Consider the following 21,276-nt stretch of genomic DNA (forward strand, 5'->3'; position numbering starts at 1 on the left):
AGTAACGAGTGAGCGACTCTCCCACAATCCTGGTGGTCGATGACCACCGAGACATCCGCGATCTGGTCGGTCGCTATCTTCAGGAGCATGGCCTGCGCGTGCTGCTGGCAGATGGCGGCGACGCCATGAAGCGACAGTTGCGACAGCACTCCGTTGACCTGGTTGTTCTGGACATCATGATGCCCGGCGATGATGGCCTCACCCTCTGCCGGCATCTTCGTGAGCACACAGAGTTGCCAGTGATTCTGTTGACCGCCATGAGCGAGGAAACCGATCGCATCGTCGGCCTGGAGATGGGCGCCGACGATTACCTCACCAAACCCTTCAACCCCCGGGAGTTGTTGGCCCGCATAAAAGCGGTTCTGCGTCGTACCACAGCACTGCCACCGCAACGCAGCCCCATGGCCGGGCAGTGCCTGACGTTTGAAGGCTGGACGCTGGATGTGGACCGTCATCAACTGGTTGATCCGGAAGGAGTCGAGGTGTCTCTGAGTACCGCCGAGTACAAGCTGCTGCTCGCCTTCCTGGAACACGCCGGCCGCGTGTTGTCCCGTGATCAGCTGATGGACCTGACCCTCGGCAGAGAGGCGGATGCCTTTGATCGAAGCATTGATAACCATGTCAGCCGCCTGCGCCGCAAGATCGATCCGGATGCCCGCAGCCCCAGGCTGATCAAGACCATCTGGGGCGGTGGCTACCAGTGGATTGCTGCGGTCGAAGGGGCTGAGCAATGAGACTGTGGCCCCGGCGCGCCGCTGGGCAGCTGGCGCTGTTGCTGGTTCTGGTGCTGCTGGCGGCGCAGATCATTACGATCGTCATCCTGGCAGGCGAGCGTCAGGGGGCTCTGCGCAGCGCCAGCCTGGAGAATGTCCTCCAGCGGGTGGCCGATGGCTACACCCTGGCCGACACCACGGACCCGGAACGGCAGGAGCGAATTCTGCGGGCACTCTCCAGCCCGACTCTGCGGCTTTCTATCGATCCTGCGCCCTATCTGACCGAGGATCGGGCCTCCGGCATGACGCGCCGGCTGGCCGAGGAATTGGAGCTGCCGGTGGAGCAGGTTCGAACAGCCATGGAGGCTGACGAAGACGACTGCCTACCGGATCGCGATGACCATCGGGACCGTGAACGGCATGACGATGAAGATGATGAGCACCACGAGTATGAAGAACACCGTGACGAGGACGACCATCGGGATGTCCGGCACGAATGCCCCCCGGTCCTGGGGGTTTCCCTGGCCTTGTCCTCCGGCCAATGGTTCAACGCCCGTGCCCGGCCACCGGCGCCCTCCTGGTTGTGGTTAAAGGCCACGCTGACCAGCGTTGGGATTACCGCTGTGCTGCTCACGCTGACCCTGTTGCTGGCGGTACGTCGAATCCTGCGGCCAATGAACGAGTTGAGCCGGGCAGCCCACGCGTTCGGGCGGGGAGAGAAAGTCCGGATTCCTGAAAAGGGGCCCGAGGATGTTCGTGAGGTTACCCGCGCCTTTAACCAGATGCAGGACCAGGTTGGCCGGGCCCAGGAAGACCGGGCAAGACTGCTGGCGGCCCTGGCCCATGACCTCAGGACACCCATCACCTCCATGCGGCTGCGGGTGGAAATGCTGCCAGATGGGGAGGACAGGGACCGTCTTCTGGATTCCCTCAGGGAAATGCAGCACCTGGCCGAGGCTACCCTCGATTTCATCCGGGGCAGCACCACCGAACAGCATCGCCGTTATGACCTGGCCACCCTGCTGGACAGCCTTTGTGGTGATCTCCAGGAAATGGGTCTGGCGGTTCACTGCCAGGACAGTCCGAGATGCGTGCTCCAGGGTCAGCCCGAAGCCGTCAAACGTGCCCTGCGTAATCTGATCGAGAATGCGGTGAATTATGGCGAGCAGGCAGAAGTAACACTGGCAACAACAGACACAGAAGCGGTTGTCACAATCGTTGATCAGGGGCCGGGGATTCCTGAACCGGAACGGGAGCGTGTTTTCGAACCGTTTTACCGGCTGGAGCACTCGCGCAACCGTGAAACCGGTGGCGCGGGCCTTGGCCTGGCCATCGCCCGGACCCTGATTCGGGGGATGGGTGGCGATATCCGGCTGGGCCCAGGGCCGGACGGGCAAGGCCTCAAGGTGTCAGTCACTTTGCCACTTTAATCGAGCCAGCCCCCGGGGCTGGGCGTGGTAAACCGCCTGATCCTGTCCGGCGGCGTGCAGTTGGGTGTCATTTGTTCATCTGAAAGCAGGAGATAGTTGTCACGGTGGGCTGTGCCCACAGAAATGGCGCCTTCTTTGGTGAAGCAGGGCAGCTCGATCTGATCGGCGACAAGGAGATAGCTGTTGGCAGTTTCGCTCATCCACAACCAGGCATTGCGATTTTCCTGTTCCCGACCGGTAAAGAAGCTGAAATGGGTGAAGTCGCGCTTTGAAAACAGCAGGAACTGTTCCCGGAAGTCGATCATGCCGAGCTGTCCGCCGGGCGGGATATGCTGTTCTGCGGCGGCCAGAACGTTGCGAGGGGTTCGAAGCGGCTCGAGAATTCGATAGCCCCAGGCGCCCAACAGCAGCCAGGTGATCATCATGGCCAGAAACAGACGCCCCAGCGCACGGGAGCGCCAGAGTCCAAGCAGGCTGACCAGCCAGACCAGTCCTATGACGAAGACAAACGTCCCCGCCTCATGCAGTTTGGCCGGGTCGGTGCTGTAGTCGGCCACTTTTTCAACCAGTTTGGGGTGGTCGTTCCAGGCTAGGGTGCCAACCGCCATCAACGCAATACCAAGCAGGAACTGTAAGCCTGTCAGAAGCGGTGGAAACCAGCCCGCCGGTTTCTGGCTGCTGAGCAGCGGGGCGAGAATCAGCGCCAGCATGGGCAACGCCGGCAACAGGTAAACACCGCGCTTGCCGGGGCTGAGGCTGAAGAACACGATGACCAGGGCAATCCAGCCCAGAAGCACCGGAACAATCGGGCGGTACCGGGCGGTTTCAGACAGGGGCCGGATCAAGGCCAGTAGCAACAATGGCAGAGGAAACCAGAGCGAGGGGATTACGCTGGTGAGGTAGTAGTACCAGGGCTGGATATGGCCCCATGAGTCGGCATAGCGCTCTCCGGTCTGCTTGAACAGGATGTTGTTCCGGTAGGCCAAGGCCTCTTCGGTGCCGAGATTGTTAACGTAAAGCACCATGGGAATCAGCCAGGCGGCAACCACTGCCAGCATGGCCAGCGGACCCAGTGCGCAGCGCCAGGTGAGCGTGCCACGGAACAGTGCGCGATCGCGAAGCTTCATGACCACGATCGGAATGAGCATCAGCGCCGGCAGGAAGCCAACCCCTTTGGTGATGATGCCGAGCCCCATAAACGCCCATCCAACGAAGTACCAGCCCCAGGCGGGTCCGCTGAAAAAGTGTCGTATCAGGCCGTAGCAGGCAACCGCAATCCAGCAGGCGACCATGGCGTCGATCTGGGCTTTCTGGGCCTGGATCACGAACTGGGGCGCAAGCATCAGCAACATGACCGCGATAGCACCGGTCCGCTGGTTCCACAGGCGGGTGCCCAGATCGAAGACCAGCCCCAGTGTTAGCAGGCTGCACAGTGCATTGGGCAGCAGGAATGCAATTTTCAGGTTGCCGGTCAGCCAGTAGAACAGGGCGATACTCCACATGAACACCGGTGGTTTGTCCGGGTAGAACTCGCCGCCGCGCATGGGAATCAGCCACTGGCCGGAGGACACCATTTCGCGGGCCACTTCCGCGAATCGCGGTTCGTCGGCAGGCCAGGGCGAGCGTAGTCCGATCCCGGTAAAAATCACGACCGCGGCAAAGGCCAGCAATAACAGCAGGAGTTGATTGCGGGACAGGTTGAACACGGTGTCCGGCAGGTGACGGACGAAGGTAGATGCAGGCATGGTTCGGTCTCAGAGAGAGTCGGAAACGGAATCGGCCAGCGTTCTGGCCCTCTGGTTGTGATAGAGAAAAGCACCAATCAGCGAGGCGAGAATGAAAAAGCCGATACTCACGGCAAGCTGATAGGCGTTGGCATTGCCGATACCGGCACCGGCCAGGGCAAACACCAGCATCTGTGGCAGGTAACCCAGGGTGCTGCCGAAAAGGAACGGTGAGAAGCGGATCCCGGAGCAGCCTGCCACAAGGTTGGTCACCAGGTTACTGCCCACCGGCAACAAGCGGACCATAAGGACTTTCAACAGCGTCTGCTCCCGGAACAGGCGATCAAACTGCTGCATCCGGTGGCTGAACCGCCGGCTCAACGGCGTTCGCAGCAGCCAGCGGGCGGTCAGGAAACAGCCGGTTGCCCCAATGGCGGCGGCCAGGGTCGACAGCAGTGTCCCGTTGAGCCCGCCCAGGGCAAAACCCAGCACGAAGGCGAGCAACTGGCGTGGAGCACCAAGGCCGGTAAACAGCGCGCCGGCCAGAGTAATCACCAGTAATCCGCCAAAACCATGGCTGTGGAGATAGTTCGCCACTTCGTTCTGGTTGGCAATGAAGTCGAGCCAGCCGTTATGGATGGTTAAATAGCCGACCAGAACCAACGCGGCGAAGGCCAGCCAGCGGGCCCCCTTGAACATATCAGGAGCGCTCCGCTGTCGCCGCCTGGGGATCAGCCTGCGCCGCAGTGCTGATGACAGGAACCCGGGTGCGGTGCAGCAACCAGAGTACACCGAGTAGATCCAGGATACCGGCCCAGGTCCTGTTCCAGGCGTTGTACTTGGATGTGCCAGCAATGCGAGGCCGGTGGTTCACTTCCACGATGGCGATATCGCCACCGACACCCCGAACCAGTGCTGGAATGAACCGGTGCCCGTGGTCGAACCAGGGCAGTTTCAGAAAGGTTTCCCGGGGAAACAGCTTCAGGCCGCAGCCGGTATCGGGCACGCCATCATGAAGCAGCGCATCCCGCACGCGATTGGCCAGACGTGACTGGAAGCGTTTCCAGGCGGTGTCCTTGCGATTCTTGCGATAGCCGGCAATGCAGAAATCCGGGTTCCGCATGGTGTTGGCTTTCTGGAGCATGGCGGGAATGTCGGCCGGGTCGTTCTGGCCGTCGCCATCCATGGTAACGATCAGCCTGCTCCTGGCCTGGCGGATACCCGATGCCAGGGCACCGCTCTGGCCGATGCTGCGCTCGTGGCGAATGGTCAATAACCGGCCCCCGAGGGCCCGGGCTGTCCTCACCGCGGTATCCAGCGTGCTGTCGGTGCTGCCATCATCCACCAGCACCACCTCAAAACCGTGGTAGTCCCGCATTACCCCGTAAGCCTCGGTCAGCAGGGTGGCAATGTTGGCTTCTTCATCCTTGGCCGGGATAACCAGCGATAGCGTTCTTTCCTGACCCATGTAGCGACATCCTCGAAAACGGAATATCAATCGGGCCGTTTGTGGCCCTGTTCAACTGGGCCGAAGTATCCTCCTCAAACCTTAAAGCAACCTTAAGCCTGCTTGCGACGAGAAGTCGCACGGGCCGGCAGCCAGATGCTGACGCACAGGCCGGCGTTGCCATCCGGCCGGTCGCTGAGGGTCAGCTGGCCACCATGAAGTTCCGCGATGCGCCGGGCGATGGCAAGTCCGAGACCGGCGCCGCCGCCAAGGCGCTGGTCCAGGCGGACAAAGCGGCTCAGCGCCCGTTCGCGCTCCTCCGCGGGTATGCCAGGGCCCTGGTCGCATACGGTGATGTGGTATCCCTCGCCGGAAGGCTTCAGGTGTGTCTCGATAATTGTGTGTTCAGGGCTGTACTGGATGGCGTTCGCCAGCAGGGAACGCATGAGGGTGTTGATCAGCGCGCTGTGACAGCACACCAGAGCCTGACCGGCATCGTCCTGGAGCACAGGGTCGATGTCCTTTTTCAGGGCCAGCGGTGCCACATCGGCGATGCTCTGCTCCACAATCGCGGACAGGTTGTGGTATTCCGGGGTGAAATCAGCACCAGAGTCGACCCGGTTGAGCAGCAGCATCTGCTCCACCAGGTGCACCATGCGGTCGACGGACTGGATCAGATCGCCGTATTGCTCCGGATCCTTCTCGTAGACTTTTTCCAGGTTCAGTCGCAGGGCCGTCAGCGGCGTCCGCAACTCATGGGCGGCGTCGGCAGAGAACCGTCTTTCCCGCTCCAGGGCCTGGTTGAGGCGTCTGAGCAGGCCGTTTACCGCCTGCACTAACCCCGCAACCTCCTTGGGTGCCTGGCGGTCGTCCAGGGGGTGGATATTTTCCGGGGCCATGTTGCGGATTGGGCGCTCAAGCTTTAGAAGCGGCCTGAAGCCGAGTTGGATGGCGGCACTGGCGGCAAGTAGCAGCAGGGGCAGGGCAATTAACAGGGGGAGGATGTTCCCCAGAGCCAGCTCCTCGCTGAGCTCTTCACGAATATCCTCTCGTTGTGCCGTCCGTATCCAGAAACCCGTAGTCGGGTCCTGAAGCGTGAATACGCGCCAGCGAAAGCCGCTGGACTCTGCCCAGGAGTAACCGGGTGTCAGGCCCTCGGTGTCGTCGGCTTTGAGCGTATCCAGCAGCGGTTCGCGCTCCGGGGTCCAGACCTCGAACGCCAGTTTCTTTTCATATTTATGCCCGGTGCCGCCCGGCAGGATTTCGTTATTGTCGGCTTCGAAATCCACCCCTGGCGTGTCGGGACGGGGCAGTTCCAGGGTTTCGCTCAGGGTCTTTGGCAGTTGCTCCACAGACTGGGTGTCTGCAAGGTGCTGTACCAGTCCCTGGACGATTCGCGTGCTCTGTGCCAGCTCGGCGTCAAACAGCTCCTCAAGCTCGTGGTTGCTTTCAATGTAGCTCCAGGCCGCGGCAACAAGGGCAATCAGCAGAACGGTGGAGGTAACCAGCAGGGTCAGTGTGCGGGTCAGGGACATTCGGTCACCCTGGCGGCAGCCTGGCTGTCGAGCAGATAACCGACACCACGGATGGTCCGGATGGTTTCCTTGCCAACCCTGCGACGCAGGTGGTGGATATGTACCTCCAGGGCGTTGCTTTCCGCGCCGTGGTCCCAGCCGTAAAGCTGCTCTTCCAGCCGACGTCGTGTGGCTACCTGGTCAGGGTGCCGCATCAGGTAGTGAAGAATCTGGAATTCACTGCGGGGCAATGTGGTGGTCTCGTCGCCGGTGGTCAGTTGTCCGGAGTCCGGGTTGAGCACCAGCTGGCCCACCGTCAGGCCGTTCTGCGGCACCGAGGAACCCCGACGTGTGACTGCCCGTATTCTGGCCTTGAGCTCCGCCATGGCGAAGGGTTTGGTGAGGTAGTCATCGGCGCCGGCATCCAGGCCGGTCAGTTTCTCATCTAGACCGGAACGGGCTGTCAGGATGATCACCGGCGTTTGCACGCCCTGTTTCCTGGCTGCCTTCAGAATGTCCAGGCCATCAACGCGGGGCAGAGTCAGGTCCAGTATCGCCAGATCAAAGTGCTCGCTGGTGAGTGCACCCAGGGCCTGCTGGCCGTCGTCGAGCCAGTCCACTGTGTTCTGTCCGTCACGCAACATTCCCAGCATGGTGTTGGCCAGGTGATGGTCGTCTTCTACAAGCAATATCCGCATGGCAGGTCCTGTTACCGGTCTGGTGATCATTCTGGCACAGAATTCTTAAGGCCAGCTTAAGAAAACTTCCTGCTGTTCTTAAGCCTTGGTTAAGGCTGGCGCTCTAGTCTGGGAGGCGTACCTTAAGGGAGGCCTTTTATGACAGACCCGCTGATGATGTCCACATGTTGTCCCCCGGATTCCGGGGAGGTGGTTCCGGTCATCCGTTGTGCCGGTCGCTGGTTTAATGAGATCCGTCCTGACACGGCAATGGCCGAGACGGTTGCGGGTTTTATTCGCCGCCGCTTCCTGCATGCCTATGGCGCCGAGCCTTCTCTGCGCATACCGGCGCTCCTGGCCCTGACCACGGCTCAAGGCAGCCTTCTGGCGGCGGTCGGTGTTCGTAACGCCGCGCTGGAAAGACTGTTTCTGGAGGACTACCTGTCGGTGCCGGTGGAATCGGTGATGCCGGTTGCGGGTGTCGAACGTCACCGGATTGCGGAGATTGCTCATCTGGCCGGCGTCGAGGCCGGCGTCAGCCGCTTTCTGTTTGCCTCCCTGTCGGTGTGGCTGGATGGGGCCGGCTACGACTGGGTTGTCTGCACCGGCACGGATCAGCTGCGCAACAGTTTTCACCGCCTTGGTATTGCCACCGAGGTTCTGGCGACGGCTGACCCTTCCCGGTTGCCCGATGGCGGCGCCGGCTGGGGGCGCTACTACGATCATCATCCGGTAGTGATGGCCATTCGTGTCGCCGACGGCATGTCCGCGCTCCGAAGCGCGGGTTTGCTAAGGCTGGTTCAGTCTGTTGAGACCGAAGCCCCTGAGGGAGAAACGATGGCAGGAGGGTCCTATGGCCACATTGCCTGAACTCCTGGCGCGCCGGGCGAGCAGCCATCCTTCCCGTACGGCTCTCCAGGGGCCGGAGTCGGCCTTTACTTATGCCCAGATGATGCAGGCGGCGGAGGCTCTGGCCGATCAGCTGAGCCGCCTTGGTGTGCGCCGGGCCGGCTTGTGTGGCGACAACTCCGTGGCCTGGATTCTTGCGGATCTGGCCTGTTTGCTGGCCGGTGTGGTGTGTGTGCCTGTGCCGGTGTTTTTCTCGCGGTCCCAGACGGAACACCTGACTGAGCGGGCAGGCCTGGATTGTCTGCTCTCTGCCGCTTCAACTGACGGCGGTGAACACATTGGCCATGGGGTCTGGTTAAAGCATTTGCCGGTGTCTGGTGCCGGAGCCTGGATGCCGGAGCAGACCGCGAAAATCACCTTCACCTCTGGCAGTACCGGCACCCCCAAAGGCGTTTGCCTGTCGGTGGCTCAGATGACAGCCACCACGCTCGCATTGAAGGAGCGGCTGGCAGATGTCGAGCTTGATCGGCACCTTTGCATCCTGCCGCTGGCCACACTGCTGGAAAATATCGCCGGGGTTTATTTGCCACTGCTTATGGGCAGCACGGTGGTAGTCGCGCCCCAGCATGATCTTGGGATGACCGGCAGCAGTGGCCTGGATATCGGGCAGCTGGTGCAGGGCATCAACGAGCATCGGCCCCAATCCCTGATTCTGGTGCCGGAACTGGCCATGACTCTGGTAGCTGCGGCTGAACAACAACACTTGAACAGCGATTCCTTTCGGTTCCTGGCGGTTGGAGGCGGACGGGTTTCGTCCGACCTGCTTGCCCGGGGCCGCGCCGCCGGTCTGCCCCTTTACGAGGGTTATGGCCTTTCGGAGTGCAGTTCGGTGGTGGCACTGAACGTACCCGGAACCGAACGCGAAGGGTCGGTGGGCAAACCACTTTCCCATGTCCGGGTCCGGGTGGACCAACGGGGCCACATTCTGGTGGGTGGCAACACCCACCTTGGCTATCTGGGCGACGAACCTGCCGGGGATGAGTGGCTGGATACCGGTGATCTGGGTGCCCGGGATACAGAGGGTTTCCTGTCGGTGAGCGGTCGTGCCAAGAACCTTCTTATTACCAGCTTTGGTCGCAACATCAGCCCGGAGTGGCTGGAGAGTGAGCTGATTCAGGCGCTCGGTGCGCGTCAGGCGGTGGTGTTTGGCGATGGCGATCCTCTCCCCTCGGCCCTGCTGGTTGTTCAGGACGGCCGCTCGCCTGAAGCGCTGCGCGCACAACTGGACTCGCTGAATGACACCTTGCCGGACTATGCCCGGCTGTCCGGGATATATATCCGCCGGCAGCCTCTGAGCCAGGCTGAAGGCTACGTAACTGCAAACGGACGACCTGTACGCCAGCAGATTCAGGCCGACCTGCCGACGCTGCTTGCAGGCGCGTTTCCGGTTTTCACTAACTCCCTCTTTTCCGATGAAGCCGTTTCCACATCCGATGTTTCAAACCCGCCAGGAGGATCTTTCATGGCATTTTTCGATCGACTGCAGTCCGAAACTGCACAAGCTCGCGCCCACGTAACCGGTGCGCCCGTTATTGAGGCTATCCGCGAGGGGCGTTTCGACCTGACTGGTTATACCTGGTTTCTTACTCAGGCTTACCACCATGTAAAACACACCGTGCCGTTGATGATGGCCTGCGGTGGCCGCCTGCCTGAGCGTCTGGAATTCGTGCGCAAGGCGCTGGTGGAATACATTGAGGAGGAGTACGGCCACCATGAATGGATCCTCAACGACCTTGCGGCCTGCGGGGAAGATAAGGAGGCCATCCGTCATGGCACCCCCGATACATCCATCGAACTGATGGTCGCTTACCTTTATGACCGCATTAACCGCGGTAACCCGGCGGCGTTCTTCGGTATGGTTCAGGTGCTGGAAGGCACGTCGATTGAGCTGGCGACGCCGCTCGGTGAGGCCATCCAGAAACAGCTCGGGCTGCCGGATGAGGCCTTCAGCTATCTATACTCCCACGGTGCTCTGGATCAGGAGCATTTCGAATTTTTCCGTAACCTGATGAACGAAATCACCGACCCCGATGACCAGCAGGCGATCATCGAAGCCGCGCGCATGGTCTATCGGCTCTATGGCGATATGCTGCACAGCATTCCCCTAACGTCGAACCGCAAGGAGCAGCGTCATGAGGCTGCATGATCGGGCGTTTCTTCTGCTGGGTGGCACCGGCGGTATCGGCAAGGCGCTGGTTGAACCCCTGGTGAGAGCTGGCGCCCGGGTGATTGTGGCCTCCAGGCATCCGGAAAAGCTTGAGCACCGTGAAGGTGTCTCGCTCGTTCACCTGGACCTGGCGGCGCCCGATCTCGACCAACAGCTGGTTCGTCTCGGTGACGCCTATCCAGGTATCGATGGTGTGATCCACTGTGCCGGTCAGAATCGCTTTGCAAGCCTGGAGAATATGGCAGTCAGCGAACTGGACGCCCAGATCGCCGTCAATCTCCGGTCAGCGATGATTGTGGCCAGGCACTTTACACCCAGGTTTGAAAAAGCCGGCCAAGGTGCCCTGGTGTTCGTGGGGTCCACCTTTGGCAGCATCGGCTTCCCTGGTTACACAGCCTATTGCGCCAGCAAGTTCGGGCTGCGTGGCTTTACTGAAGCGCTTCGACGGGAACTGGCCGATACCCCGGTCCAGGTGATCTATGTAGCGCCCCGGGCTACCGCCACGGACATGAATCCAGAGGCCGTAAACGAGCTTAACCGGGCCCTCGGCAATGCCATGGACGCGCCGGAAGCCGTGGCTTCGCAGATTCTTGCCGCCATGGAAAATGACGTTCGCCGGCGCTTCCTGGGCTGGCCGGAAAAGCTGTTTGTGGTGATCAACGGCATCCTGCCCAGAATTGTCGATAAGGCGATGCTGAAGCAATTGCCGGTCATCCGGCGCTTTCTGAATTCGGGAGTGTTGTCATGAAACGAGTGCTATTGGTGATCCTGTGTCTGGCGGCCCAGCCACTCTGGGCCGCGGCTCTGGAGGCCGAACTGGCCGATATCCAGCATCGCTGGGCGGAGATTCAGTATCAGGTGCCAGAGGACCAGAAAGAGAAAGCCTTTGAAGGTCTGGCCAGCGAGGCAGAACAGTTTGTCGCCCATTATCCGGACCGGGCAGAGCCACTGATCTGGCAGGGTATTGTGCTCAGCACCTACGCCGGTGCCAAGGGCGGTCTCGGGGCATTGGGGTTGGTCAAGGATGCCCGTAAATCACTGGAGGCGGCCCTGGCGATTGACCCCGAAGCGCTGGATGGCTCGGCCTACACATCGCTGGGTAGCCTCTATTATCAGGTGCCCGGCTGGCCTTTGGGTTTCGGTGATGACGACAAGGCCCGTCAGTATCTGCAGAAAGCATTGGCGATCAATCCTGATGGCATGGATGCCAATTTCTTCTTTGGCGATTTTCTGCTGGACCAGGGCGAGCCGGAACGGGCCCGGAGCTATCTGCAGAAAGCCCTCGAAGCACCCGGCAGGGCCGGACGGGACGTCGCCGATGCCGGTCGGCGGGAAGAAGCCAGGAGTCGCCTGGACTCGCTCTGATTCGTCGTCTCCGGAACCGGTTTTCTTCCTGTCAGCGTAGGCTACACTCTGTTATGAGCAGGGGTGATTCGTCTGTTGGGAGGACGTGGTGTCCAAGGCGTCAAGGTCCGGTAACGGGCAGCAAACCGGTTTGTCTGCCCGTTTTTTCCAGAAACTGGCCTCAGGGGTTCCTGGAGTCCTCTTCGTTTATTGGCTGAGCTCGGAAGGCGATTCCCACCGCTGTCCCTTCATTAGCGAACATGTGCAGTCGCTCTTTGGCATTGAACCCTCGGATCTGAGCGATAACGCGGATCCGATTTTCGCAATGATTCATCCTGAGGACGTTGATGCCGTTATGGGGAGCATCCGTGCCTCGGCAGATACGTTGAGTACCTGGAGCTATCGGGCCCGGCTCAGGCTGGAGAATGGCGGTTACGAGTGGTTTGAGGTTAACGCAGAGCCCGAGCGCCAGCCCGATGGTGGCACTCTCTGGTACGGCCAGTTCCATAACATTCAGCACTACAAGGACCTGGAGCAGAGCCTGCGGGAGAGTGAGGCGGAGTTTTCCTTCCAGGCCGGTTTCCAGCGGCTGATTGCACGCCTATCCACCGAATTCATCAACCTTGGTTTTGGCACCATTGATCAGTGCATTGATGAACTTCTGAGATCCATCGGAATGTTTTTCAAGGTAGACCGGGCCTATCTCTATTGCTTCTCTGACGACTACGCGGTGATGACCAACACCCATGAGTGGTGCAGGGATGGTGTGCCCGCCCTGATCGACACCCAGCAGCAGGTGTCGATCGAGAATTTTCACTGGTGGCAGGAACAGATCGAGGGGATGGTCAGTGGCAGCCGGGTGGTGTTTATTGAAGATGTCGACCGGCTGCCCCGGGAAGCTGCACCCGAGCGGGCGCTGCTTCAGGAACAGGGAGTGTCCTCCATGTTTTGCGTGCCTATCCGGGTACGCGGACGGGTGACGGGTTTTTTTGGCGTTGACTCCCTTCGCCGAAGAACCTGGCGTCTGGACCAGGCCGATCTGTTGATTATCGTCTCCGGCCTGTTGTCGGGTGCCCTGGAGCGCAACCGGCTGGAAGAAGAATTGCTGAACCAGTCAATTCGGGACCCGCTGACCGGCCTGCACAATCGCCGTTACCTGATGCCAAGGCTGGATGAAATGCTGGCCCGCAGCAACCGTCGGGGAGAGCGTTTCGCCCTGGCGATCTTCGACATTGATCACTTCAAAAAAATCAACGACTCCATCGGACACCTCGGGGGAGATTATATCCTGCAGCGGTTTGCCGATATTCTGGTGAGCCAGACCCGCTCCATGGATGTGGTTGCCCGTTTCGGAGGGGAAGAATTCATTGTTGTCTTCAGTGCCGTGGAGCACGGCGATGTGCGACAGCTTGTTCAGCGAATTCTCGAAGCCGTGCACGAGGAGAGTTTTGTCTTTGATGAGGATGAGATACTGGTGACCGTCAGCGCAGGCGTTGCCGGGATAGAGGAGTTCGTTGACCGTCCTGCAACGCCGGATGCCCTCATCGCCGGGGCGGACTACCGACTTTATCTGGCCAAGCAGGCGGGGCGGGACTGTCTTGTTGATGTATCAGGAACATTGCGCATATAAAAAAAGATCATTTCACCTCATATTACCAAATAGTATATCCTTAGATTAAAATTGATATTTGGATCATCCAGAGGTGACGTCATGAGCAACCCGATCGTTCAGCATTTTTTTGATGAACCCACCAATACATTCAGTTATGTGGTGCGTGACCCGGACAGCCAGGCCTGCGCCATTCTCGATTCGGTCCTGGATTTTGACTACGCCGCAGGACGCACCGATGTGCGCTCGGCTGATGAGATTATTGAGTACATCCGCAGCAACGACCTGAAGGTCGAGTGGATCCTGGAAACCCACGTACACGCGGATCACCTGTCTGCGGCGCCTTACCTGCATGACAAACTGGGCGGCAAAACCGGAATTGGTGCCCACATTCGCGATGTTCAGGAGATATTTGGCAAGGCGTTTAATGCCGGCACAGAATTCCAGCGCGATGGCAGCCAGTTCGACAAGCTGTTCAAGGAAGGCGACACCTTTGCCATTGGTGGTCTCGAGGGGCGTGTTCTGCACACCCCGGGCCATACTCCTGCGTGCCTGACCTATGTGGTTGGCGACGCCGCCTTCGTGGGTGACACGCTGTTTATGCCCGACTTTGGCACCGCCCGCTGTGATTTTCCGGGTGGCGATGCCCGCACCCTGTACCAGTCCATCCAGAAGGTACTGTCGCTGCCAGCAGAAACCCGCATTTTCCTGTGCCATGATTATAAGGCGCCTGGCCGTGATGAGTACCAGCATATGACCACGGTGGCGGAGCAGCGGGAAGCAAACATTCATGTCCACGAAGGCGTTTCCGAGGAAGAGTTCGTGAAAATGCGGACCGAGCGGGATGCAACCCTGGACATGCCCCGTCTGATTCTGCCGTCGGTTCAGGTCAATATGCGTGCAGGGCACATGCCGCCGGCCGAAGACAATGGTCAGGTGTACCTGAAAGTGCCGGTTAACCTGTTCTGAGATTCCTGATGAATCTTAAACGCTACCTGCCGATCCTGGATTGGGCACCGAAATATGGTCGGGATCAGGCCACCAGCGATCTGGTGGCCGCAATCATTGTCACCGTCATGCTCATCCCCCAGTCGCTGGCCTATGCCCTGCTGGCCGGGTTGCCTGCCCAGGTGGGTTTGTACGCCAGTATCCTGCCGCTGGTGATCTACGCCGTCTTCGGCACCAGCCGGACCTTGTCCGTTGGGCCTGTGGCCGTGGCCTCGCTGATGACCGCGGCGGCCCTGGCACCGCTAGCGGAGGCCGGTACCCCCGAATACGTGGCCGGTGCCGTTCTGCTGGCGGTTATGTCCGGGTTGATGCTGACCCTGATGGGGGTGCTTCGACTCGGGTTCCTGGCCAATTTTCTCAGCCATCCGGTGATTTCCGGCTTTATCACGGCCTCTGGCATTGTGATCGCCGCCAGTCAGCTAAAGCATATTTTCGGGATCCAGGCCTCTGGTCATAACCTGCTGGAAATTGGCCGGTCCCTGTTGACGTCGATTGGCGATACCAACCTGGTGACACTGGCTGTCGGTACCGGGGCGCTGGTGTTCCTGATCCTTGCGCGCAAGCGCTTGAAGCCGCTTCTGATGGGAGTGGGGCTGGCTCCGAGAATGGCGGATATCCTGACCAAAACCGCGCCGATTCTGGCGGTTCTGGTGACCACACTGGTGGCCTGGCAGTTCCAGCTTGATGGCCAGGGTGTCCGTCTGGTGGGGGATGTACCCCGGGGGCTGCCTGATTTCACCATGCCCAGCCTGGACATGGGCCTGTGGCAGCAACTTGCGGTCAGCGCTTTGCTGATCAGTGTTGTCGGTTTTGTGGAATCGGTTTCGGTGGGCCAGACCCTGGCCGCAAAACGGCGCCAGCGTATTGATCCGGACCAGGAACTGATTGGGCTGGGTACCGCCAACCTGGGCGCCGGTTTTTCCGGCGGTATGCCGGTCACCGGTGGTTTCTCCCGTTCCGTAGTCAACTTTGACGCCGGTGCCGAGACCCCCGCGGCAGGTGCCTATGCCGCGGTCGGTATTGCCATGGCAACGCTGTTCCTGACACCGGCCATCGCCTATCTGCCCCAGGCGACTCTCGCGGCGACCATTATTGTGGCTGTGGCCACCCTGATCGACCTTCCGGCCCTCGGGCGCACCTGGCGCTATTCCCGCACGGACTTTGGCGCCATGCTCGCCACCATCGTGCTGACCCTGGTACACAGTGTCGAGGCCGGCATTATCGCCGGAGTGGCACTGTCCATCGGGCTGTTCCTGTATCGAACCAGTCGCCCCCACAGTGCGGTGGTTGGCCGTGTGCCCGGTACCGAACATTTCCGCAATGTGCTTCGCCACGATGTGGAACTGTGCCCGAAGGTGACCTTCCTGCGTGTGGACGAAAGCCTCTACTTCGCCAATGCCCGGTTCCTTGAGGAAACAGTGATGGACCTGATGATCCGGGAGCCGGAGCTGAAAGACCTGGTGCTGGTGTGCCCAGCAGTGAATCTGGTGGACGCCTCTGCCCTGGAGAGTCTGGAGGCGATCAACGAGCGTATGAAAGACGCAGGGGTCCGGTTGCATCTGGCGGAAGTGAAAGGTCCGGTAATGGACAAGCTGAAAGGGACAGAACTGCTTTCCCACCTGGGTGGCGAGGTTTTCCTGAGTACTTATGAGGCCTGGCAGCGCCTGACCGACCTTGGCAAACTCGAAAAACAGGTCGCCTGATCTATCTGGGCTCGCTTGCACCGGGGGTGGGGCGAGCCGCTAAGATGTCATTCCCGACCCCGTTGCTGCGGTACGTTCACTATGGGCATGACTGAAAACCTGCTATCCACCAGTCAGTGGATCATCACTCTTCTGCTCTTTCTGGTGATTCTTTTCCGGGCGCTGCGCTCGATTGACTGGCAGGCGTTTCGCAAGGACAACGCACTCCAGCACTCGTTCTTCGGCGCTGCCGTGGTACTTGGTTTTGTCTGGCAACTGCGGGCCGGCATTTCTCCCGGCCTGGCCATCCACGTTTTTGGTATCACGGTGATAACGCTGATGCTGGGGTGGGCGCTGGCAGTGCTGGCGGGCCTGATGGCACTGGTGATCACGGTCATCACCGGCCGCGAGCCTCTGATCATGTTTGCCGCCAACGGGCTGATCACGGTGATGGTGCCTGCCATTGTCAGCCACGGCATCATGCTCTGGGAGCGTCGACGGGATTTCCGGAACTTCTTCGCCTATATCTTCTTCTGCGGGTTTTTCGGTGCGGGCATTTCCGTGGCGGCGGCCGGTACGGTCATGTGCATGATGCTATGGACCAGCGGCGTCTATACGTTTGATGAACTGGTGCATGAGTACATCCGTTACCTGCCCCTGTTCATGATTCCGGAAGGGTTTGTGAACGGCACCTTCGTAACCGGACTTATGGTATTTCATCCAGACCGGCTGACAACACTGGATCAGAGGCGGTATCGGTAGAGCCGATCCGGCTCAGATGCCCTCGCCACTGGCTACGGCGGAACTGAGCAAGTCACCGGCCTTTCCGTGCTGTGCTTTTGCCCGCCAGTTCCGAGCCCAATCCAGTACTTCATCCGCGGGCATCGGGCGGGCAATTCCGTAGCCCTGCACGAAGTTGCAGCCCATCTGCCGTAGTGCCCGTGCATGCTCCATGGTTTCCACGCCTTCGGCCAGAACCGGGTGGGCAAACCGCTGTGCCAGGAAGATAACGCTCTCCACGATGGCGTGGTCGCTGGCATCCTCAAGCATGTTGCGAACAAAACTCTGATCGATCTTTATGATGTCTACCGGCAGAGTGCGCAGATAGGTGAGCGATGAAAAACCGGTGCCAAAATCGTCCAGCGCCACCTGCAGGCCAAGGCCCTGACAACGCGCCAGAACATTGCTCGCCCGCTGGGTATCCTCCAGGGCCGTTGATTCCAGAACCTCCAGGGTAATTTGCCCTGGTGTAACTTCCGGATGGCTGTGCAGGTAGCTTTCCAGGTAATCGGCAAAGCTGCGGTCCATCAGGTGCGGCGCGCTGATGTTGATGCTGACCGGCAGATCCTCTCCCGCTTCCTTCCAGGCGTTCATCTGGTGAATCGCTTCTTTCAGTACCCACTGGCCCAGTGGTACCTCCAGGTGACTGTTCTCGACGATGGGAAGGAACTCGGCGGGTGACACCAGGCCTTTCTCCGGGTGATCCCAGCGGATCAGAGCCTCAAAGCCAAGGAGTGCGCAATCGTTCGTTCGGATCTGGGGCTGGAAAAACAGTTCGAACTCTTCGTTTTCCAGAGCCCGGGTAATTTCCATCAACTGGTTGCGCCGGTTCCGTCGATGCTCATCCAGGCCGGGATCAAAGAAGTGGTACTGGTTGCGGCCTTTTTCCTTGGCGGAATACATGGCCTGGTCGGCATGGCGAATCAGCCCTTCAGCGTCTGATCCGTCTTCCGGGTAACGGGTAATGCCAAGACTTGCGGTGAGGGCGACGCTTTGGTCACCCACGACAACCGGATCCCCAACGGTGGCCAGAATCCGCCGATAAACCGCATCGTGGTTGTCGTCGCCCTGCAGCAGGAGGACGAATTCGTCGCCACCGATCCGCGCCACCGTGTCGCCGCTGCGCAGTGCCCGGGTGAGCCGTTCAGCCAGGGTTTTCAGGGTCTGGTCACCGGCCGAATGGCCCCATTTGTCATTGATGGCCTTGAAGCCATCCAGGTCCAGATAGCACACGGAAACGCTTCGGTGTTGCCGGTCGGCGTGATCTCGGGCGGTGCGCAGTCGCTCTTCCAGCAACTGGCGGTTGGGCAGACCGGTCAGGTCGTCGTAGTTGGCGGCCCGGTCCAGTTCTCTGGCGTGGTTCTTGAGCGCGGTAATGTCAGAGAACGCCGCCACATGGTAATACTGCCCGGGTTCCTCGAGGTGCACGCGGCTGATGGAAAGCAGTTCCACGTACTCTTCACCGTTTTTCCGGCGGTTCCAGATTTCGCCCCGCCAGTGGTCGGTTTTCTCGATGGTTTGCCACATGGAGCGGTAGTATTCCCCGGAGTGACGGCCAGAGCTGAGGATGGCCGGGTTCAGGCCCAGCACTTCCTGGCGGCTGTAGCCGGTAATTCGTGAAAACGCGGGATTCACATCCAGGATCCGGTTGGACCGGTCGGTAATCAGAATGGCCTCGTGGCTGCGATCGAACACGCTGGCTGCGATGCGCAGGCCCCGCTCGCTGTTCTTCCGGTCCGAGATGTTGTTCTGAATGGCGATAAAACCTGGGGCAACACCCTGTTCGGTGCCGATTGGCACGCAATAGGTATGCACCCAGTAAGGCTCACTGGCTTTGGTGTAATGAAGGATGTCTTCTTCGATGACCTCGGCCTTGTGCAGCTTCTGATGAATGCGTTTGATGGTTTCGGGGTCCGTGTCCGGCCCGTAAAGTACTTCCTTCGGCAGGCGCCCGCGCACTTCCTCAAGCCGGTAACCGGTATGCTCTTCGAAGCTGGGATTCACCCATTCAATGCGACCGGCATCGTCCAGCATTACCAGAAAATTGGGCGTAACCGCCGCAATCATGGCGAGGCGATTGGGATCAATGCCTGAGGGTGGTGTAATCGTTGCGGGGGATCTGGGCATGGGAGTCGGTAATTTGAGTTCCGGCGTGTAAATGTACGAACTCTCCTCCCTGTGAGACCTGAAGTAATTGGCAGGGCATGCTACCGGAATGGCCGGAGAAAACCATCGGTAAATGGTCGAACGGAATTGATGGATGTCATTTTTCTTGTCATATACCCCCGGGCGCAGATTAGCGCCAGCGGGAGTGTTTCTGGAGTTTCCGTTGAAGAGTGCGGCGGTGCATGTTCAGGGCCCGGGCGGTGGCTGAGACGTTGCCCTCGTTTTCGTTAAGAACCCGCTGGATGTGTTCCCACTCCATCTCCTCTACCGACGGTGGTTCCGCCCGGAGGTCCGGCGGGGCGTCAATGGGTTCGAACCCGGCCAGCAGCTGGTTGACTGTTACCGGCTTGCACAGGTAGTTCACCGCACCCCGGCGCATGGCCTCGACCGCCGTGGCGATACTGCCGTAACCGGTGAGCACCAGGATCTCAAGGTCCGGATGCATGTCCAGCAACTCCGGTAGCAATTGCAGGCCACTCTCACCGGCCAGGTTCAGATCCAGCACGCACCGGTGAAATGTTCCGTTCAGCAGGGCGTTTTTTGCCTCCTGATGTCCGTGGGCAAGCTGGGCTTCAATACCCTGGCGGCCAAGTGAACGCTGAAGTACTTGCAGAAAGGCGTCATCGTCATCAATCAGTAGCCACGCCTGTTGTTTACTCACGCCTGGTCTCCCAATGGGCTGTTGGTCGCTGCCGCTATCGGCAATTCAATGATGATGGTGGTGCCTTCTGCGCTGCCCCGGGCTTTCAGGGTGCCTCCAAGACGCTGAATGGTGGCATTGGAGAGGAAAAGGCCAACTCCAAGCCCGTTCTCCGAACTGACCACCTTGTCCCCGAGGGTACCTTCGGGGGTAGATTCCAGACCATCGCCATGGTCCTCGACAACCAATTCCATCCGGCCGTCGACACTCTCCCTTGCGGCAACGGCGACCCAGGAAGGGCTGGCTGTCACCGCGTTTGCCAACACATTGAGGACGGCCTGATCGAGGGTGGCGTCCACGGCAACGGGGCAGTCCGGTAAAGGCTGTCGCCATTGAATGGCGGCACCCGGCCATAGCAGGGTGGCTGATTCCCGGAGGCGAGCGACCCAGTCCGGGGCGGGCAGGGTTTCCAGTTGCGCGGTCTTGGCCTGTACGGCCGCAGAAGACAGCTGTTGCAGATGGGCACTGCAAAGACCCAGTTGACTCTCCATCAGGGCAAGATCGTCTGCCATGGGCTCACCCTCCGGTACTGCGGATTTCATTTCCTCCACCAGCAGCGTCATAGTGTTCAGCGGTGTGCCCAGGCGATGGGCGACGGCAGCGGCGGAAAGCCCCAGGGCGATGATCTGCTCATCCCGAAGCCGTGTCTCCCGTATCTGCGCAAGCTGGGCCTGTTGTTGGCGCAGACGTCGGGCCAGCGCTCCGACAACCAGTAGCAGGATCGCGGCGGTGGTGGCGAAGGTGACCCACATGCCGACAAGGTGCAGCTGGGCGAGGTTGGCGCTGTGATGTTCATGGGTAACCGGGGTATGCCAGATCACCAGTGAGGTATAGACCGCCACCCCGGCAACGGTGACGGCAATACTCTGGCCCAGTGGCACCAGCACAATGGCAACGGCGATGGGCAGCAGCAACAGGGAAACCAAAGGATTGGTATAGCCGCCCGTCAGGTAAAGCCAGGTTCCGATCAGCAGTAGATCGACGATCAGAACCAGGCTGACGGCCTGTGTCGAGCGAGGCGGGCGTCGGGTAAACCAGAGCCAGGCCAGGGTTGCCAGAACGCCATAGGCGAGGGGCAGGATAACCGCTTCGGCGCGATGGGCCAGAGTCACCATGGTTTCCGCTACGGCGATCGAAATCAGCTGCAGCGCAACAATAGTCAAACGCATGCCCAGCAGATAGCGGGCAGCCTGTTGAAATCCGGTCTGTGAGTGGGTCAGCCATTCCATACCGGGCATTCTAGCGGTTTTTTCCGTCCGGATACCCAGTAATACCTCCGAGGGGATGCGGCATTTGGTCTCAGGCGTAAGGGCCGGCTGATCTTTATGATTGGCACCAACTATCAGAGCTGGTCAGGATAAGGTTGTATGGCGACGGTAATGGGAACGCGTTTCATCGGATTGTGT

General features: G+C 59.9%; 18 protein-coding genes. 10 read left to right on the forward strand and 8 right to left on the reverse strand.

The window, feature by feature from the left end; translation table 11 throughout:
- Nucleotides 1-8 precede the first annotated feature (8 nt).
- Together ACO06L_RS15370 and ACO06L_RS15375 are read left to right on the forward strand one after the other, a co-directional pair.
- The gene (locus tag ACO06L_RS15370) at nucleotides 9-734 is read left to right on the forward strand and encodes a response regulator (protein WP_202346415.1); all 726 of its coding nucleotides are present in this window, start codon (nucleotides 9-11) and stop codon (nucleotides 732-734) included.
- Nucleotides 731-2,143, forward strand: a complete 1,413-nt coding sequence (locus tag ACO06L_RS15375; RefSeq protein ID WP_202346416.1) for a sensor histidine kinase — start codon at nucleotides 731-733, stop codon at nucleotides 2,141-2,143. The genes ACO06L_RS15370 and ACO06L_RS15375 overlap by 4 nt, the downstream gene beginning before the upstream one ends.
- Here ACO06L_RS15375 and ACO06L_RS15380 read toward each other — a convergent pair.
- The 5 genes from ACO06L_RS15380 to ACO06L_RS15400 form a co-directional block, all read right to left on the reverse strand.
- Entirely contained in the window at nucleotides 2,140-3,888 is a 1,749-nt protein-coding gene (locus ACO06L_RS15380; RefSeq protein WP_202346417.1) for an ArnT family glycosyltransferase, read from the reverse strand. The two genes, ACO06L_RS15375 and ACO06L_RS15380, sit on opposite strands and share 4 nt — an antisense overlap.
- A 9-nt stretch (nucleotides 3,889-3,897) precedes the next feature.
- Complete coding sequence (locus ACO06L_RS15385) at nucleotides 3,898-4,566, reverse strand: TVP38/TMEM64 family protein (RefSeq protein ID WP_202346418.1); 669 nt, start codon at nucleotides 4,564-4,566, stop codon at nucleotides 3,898-3,900.
- A gap of 1 nt (nucleotide 4,567) precedes the next feature.
- Nucleotides 4,568-5,335, reverse strand: a complete 768-nt coding sequence (locus tag ACO06L_RS15390) for a glycosyltransferase family 2 protein (RefSeq protein WP_202346419.1) — start codon at nucleotides 5,333-5,335, stop codon at nucleotides 4,568-4,570.
- A gap of 92 nt (nucleotides 5,336-5,427) precedes the next feature.
- Entirely contained in the window at nucleotides 5,428-6,849 is a 1,422-nt protein-coding gene (locus ACO06L_RS15395) for an ATP-binding protein (RefSeq protein ID WP_202346420.1), read from the reverse strand.
- Nucleotides 6,840-7,526, reverse strand: a complete 687-nt coding sequence (locus tag ACO06L_RS15400; protein WP_202346421.1) for a response regulator — start codon at nucleotides 7,524-7,526, stop codon at nucleotides 6,840-6,842. Before ACO06L_RS15400 ends, ACO06L_RS15395 begins: the two co-directional genes overlap by 10 nt.
- A 138-nt stretch (nucleotides 7,527-7,664) precedes the next feature.
- Between ACO06L_RS15400 and ACO06L_RS15405 the strand changes: the two genes are divergently transcribed.
- From ACO06L_RS15405 to ACO06L_RS15440, 8 genes are all read left to right on the forward strand, one after another.
- Nucleotides 7,665-8,375 carry a thermostable hemolysin gene (locus tag ACO06L_RS15405; RefSeq protein WP_202346422.1) on the forward strand — a complete coding sequence of 237 codons (711 nt, stop codon included), beginning with the start codon at nucleotides 7,665-7,667 and terminating at the stop codon, nucleotides 8,373-8,375.
- A complete protein-coding gene (locus ACO06L_RS15410) occupies nucleotides 8,359-10,560 on the forward strand; it encodes an AMP-binding protein (protein WP_202346423.1) in 2,202 nt (733 codons plus the stop codon). The genes ACO06L_RS15405 and ACO06L_RS15410 overlap by 17 nt, the downstream gene beginning before the upstream one ends.
- Nucleotides 10,547-11,329 (forward strand): SDR family oxidoreductase, encoded by a 783-nt coding sequence (locus ACO06L_RS15415; protein ID WP_202346424.1) that lies wholly within the window; start codon nucleotides 10,547-10,549, stop codon nucleotides 11,327-11,329. The genes ACO06L_RS15410 and ACO06L_RS15415 overlap by 14 nt, the downstream gene beginning before the upstream one ends.
- A complete protein-coding gene (locus tag ACO06L_RS15420) occupies nucleotides 11,326-11,946 on the forward strand; it encodes a tetratricopeptide repeat protein (RefSeq protein WP_202346425.1) in 621 nt (206 codons plus the stop codon). Before ACO06L_RS15415 ends, ACO06L_RS15420 begins: the two co-directional genes overlap by 4 nt.
- Before the next feature lie 88 nt (nucleotides 11,947-12,034).
- Entirely contained in the window at nucleotides 12,035-13,555 is a 1,521-nt protein-coding gene (locus ACO06L_RS15425; protein ID WP_202346426.1) for a sensor domain-containing diguanylate cyclase, read from the forward strand.
- 81 nt (nucleotides 13,556-13,636) lie between these two features.
- Entirely contained in the window at nucleotides 13,637-14,503 is an 867-nt protein-coding gene (locus ACO06L_RS15430; protein WP_064229222.1) for an MBL fold metallo-hydrolase, read from the forward strand.
- An 8-nt stretch (nucleotides 14,504-14,511) separates the two neighbouring features.
- Entirely contained in the window at nucleotides 14,512-16,245 is a 1,734-nt protein-coding gene (locus ACO06L_RS15435; RefSeq protein ID WP_202346427.1) for a SulP family inorganic anion transporter, read from the forward strand.
- An 81-nt stretch (nucleotides 16,246-16,326) separates the two neighbouring features.
- The gene (locus ACO06L_RS15440) at nucleotides 16,327-16,986 is read left to right on the forward strand and encodes an energy-coupling factor ABC transporter permease (RefSeq protein ID WP_064229220.1); all 660 of its coding nucleotides are present in this window, start codon (nucleotides 16,327-16,329) and stop codon (nucleotides 16,984-16,986) included.
- Between the two features lie 12 nt (nucleotides 16,987-16,998).
- Here the strand turns inward: ACO06L_RS15440 and ACO06L_RS15445 are convergent, their stop codons facing one another.
- The 3 genes from ACO06L_RS15445 to ACO06L_RS15455 all read right to left on the reverse strand — a co-directional run bounded on the left by ACO06L_RS15445 (nucleotide 16,999) and on the right by ACO06L_RS15455 (nucleotide 21,099).
- The gene (locus tag ACO06L_RS15445) at nucleotides 16,999-19,131 is read right to left on the reverse strand and encodes a GGDEF and EAL domain-containing protein (RefSeq protein ID WP_064229219.1); all 2,133 of its coding nucleotides are present in this window, start codon (nucleotides 19,129-19,131) and stop codon (nucleotides 16,999-17,001) included.
- Nucleotides 19,132-19,300: 169 nt separating this feature from the next.
- Nucleotides 19,301-19,831: a response regulator transcription factor gene (locus tag ACO06L_RS15450; RefSeq protein WP_064229218.1), complete on the reverse strand. Its 531-nt coding sequence runs from the start codon at nucleotides 19,829-19,831 to the stop codon at nucleotides 19,301-19,303.
- Nucleotides 19,828-21,099 (reverse strand): sensor histidine kinase, encoded by a 1,272-nt coding sequence (locus tag ACO06L_RS15455; protein ID WP_202346571.1) that lies wholly within the window; start codon nucleotides 21,097-21,099, stop codon nucleotides 19,828-19,830. Before ACO06L_RS15455 ends, ACO06L_RS15450 begins: the two co-directional genes overlap by 4 nt.
- Nucleotides 21,100-21,276 lie beyond the last annotated feature (177 nt).

This window comes from Marinobacter sp., assembly GCF_965229985.1.
Taxonomy (GTDB): domain Bacteria; phylum Pseudomonadota; class Gammaproteobacteria; order Pseudomonadales; family Oleiphilaceae; genus Marinobacter.

Excerpts from the sequence above, each read along its gene's own strand:
- ACO06L_RS15375 (WP_202346416.1), top strand. The coding sequence starts at position 731 with ATGAGACTGTGGCCCCGGCGCGCCGCTGGGCAGCTGGCGCTGTTGCTG.
- ACO06L_RS15380 (WP_202346417.1), bottom strand. The coding sequence starts at position 3,888 with ATGCCTGCATCTACCTTCGTCCGTCACCTGCCGGACACCGTGTTCAAC.
- ACO06L_RS15385 (WP_202346418.1), bottom strand. The coding sequence starts at position 4,566 with ATGTTCAAGGGGGCCCGCTGGCTGGCCTTCGCCGCGTTGGTTCTGGTC.
- ACO06L_RS15390 (WP_202346419.1), bottom strand. The coding sequence starts at position 5,335 with ATGGGTCAGGAAAGAACGCTATCGCTGGTTATCCCGGCCAAGGATGAA.
- ACO06L_RS15395 (WP_202346420.1), bottom strand. The coding sequence starts at position 6,849 with ATGTCCCTGACCCGCACACTGACCCTGCTGGTTACCTCCACCGTTCTG.
- ACO06L_RS15400 (WP_202346421.1), bottom strand. The coding sequence starts at position 7,526 with ATGCGGATATTGCTTGTAGAAGACGACCATCACCTGGCCAACACCATG.
- ACO06L_RS15405 (WP_202346422.1), top strand. The coding sequence starts at position 7,665 with ATGACAGACCCGCTGATGATGTCCACATGTTGTCCCCCGGATTCCGGG.
- ACO06L_RS15410 (WP_202346423.1), top strand. The coding sequence starts at position 8,359 with ATGGCCACATTGCCTGAACTCCTGGCGCGCCGGGCGAGCAGCCATCCT.
- ACO06L_RS15415 (WP_202346424.1), top strand. The coding sequence starts at position 10,547 with ATGAGGCTGCATGATCGGGCGTTTCTTCTGCTGGGTGGCACCGGCGGT.
- ACO06L_RS15420 (WP_202346425.1), top strand. The coding sequence starts at position 11,326 with ATGAAACGAGTGCTATTGGTGATCCTGTGTCTGGCGGCCCAGCCACTC.
- ACO06L_RS15430 (WP_064229222.1), top strand. The coding sequence starts at position 13,637 with ATGAGCAACCCGATCGTTCAGCATTTTTTTGATGAACCCACCAATACA.
- ACO06L_RS15435 (WP_202346427.1), top strand. The coding sequence starts at position 14,512 with ATGAATCTTAAACGCTACCTGCCGATCCTGGATTGGGCACCGAAATAT.
- ACO06L_RS15440 (WP_064229220.1), top strand. The coding sequence starts at position 16,327 with ATGGGCATGACTGAAAACCTGCTATCCACCAGTCAGTGGATCATCACT.
- ACO06L_RS15445 (WP_064229219.1), bottom strand. The coding sequence starts at position 19,131 with ATGCCCAGATCCCCCGCAACGATTACACCACCCTCAGGCATTGATCCC.
- ACO06L_RS15455 (WP_202346571.1), bottom strand. The coding sequence starts at position 21,099 with ATGGAATGGCTGACCCACTCACAGACCGGATTTCAACAGGCTGCCCGC.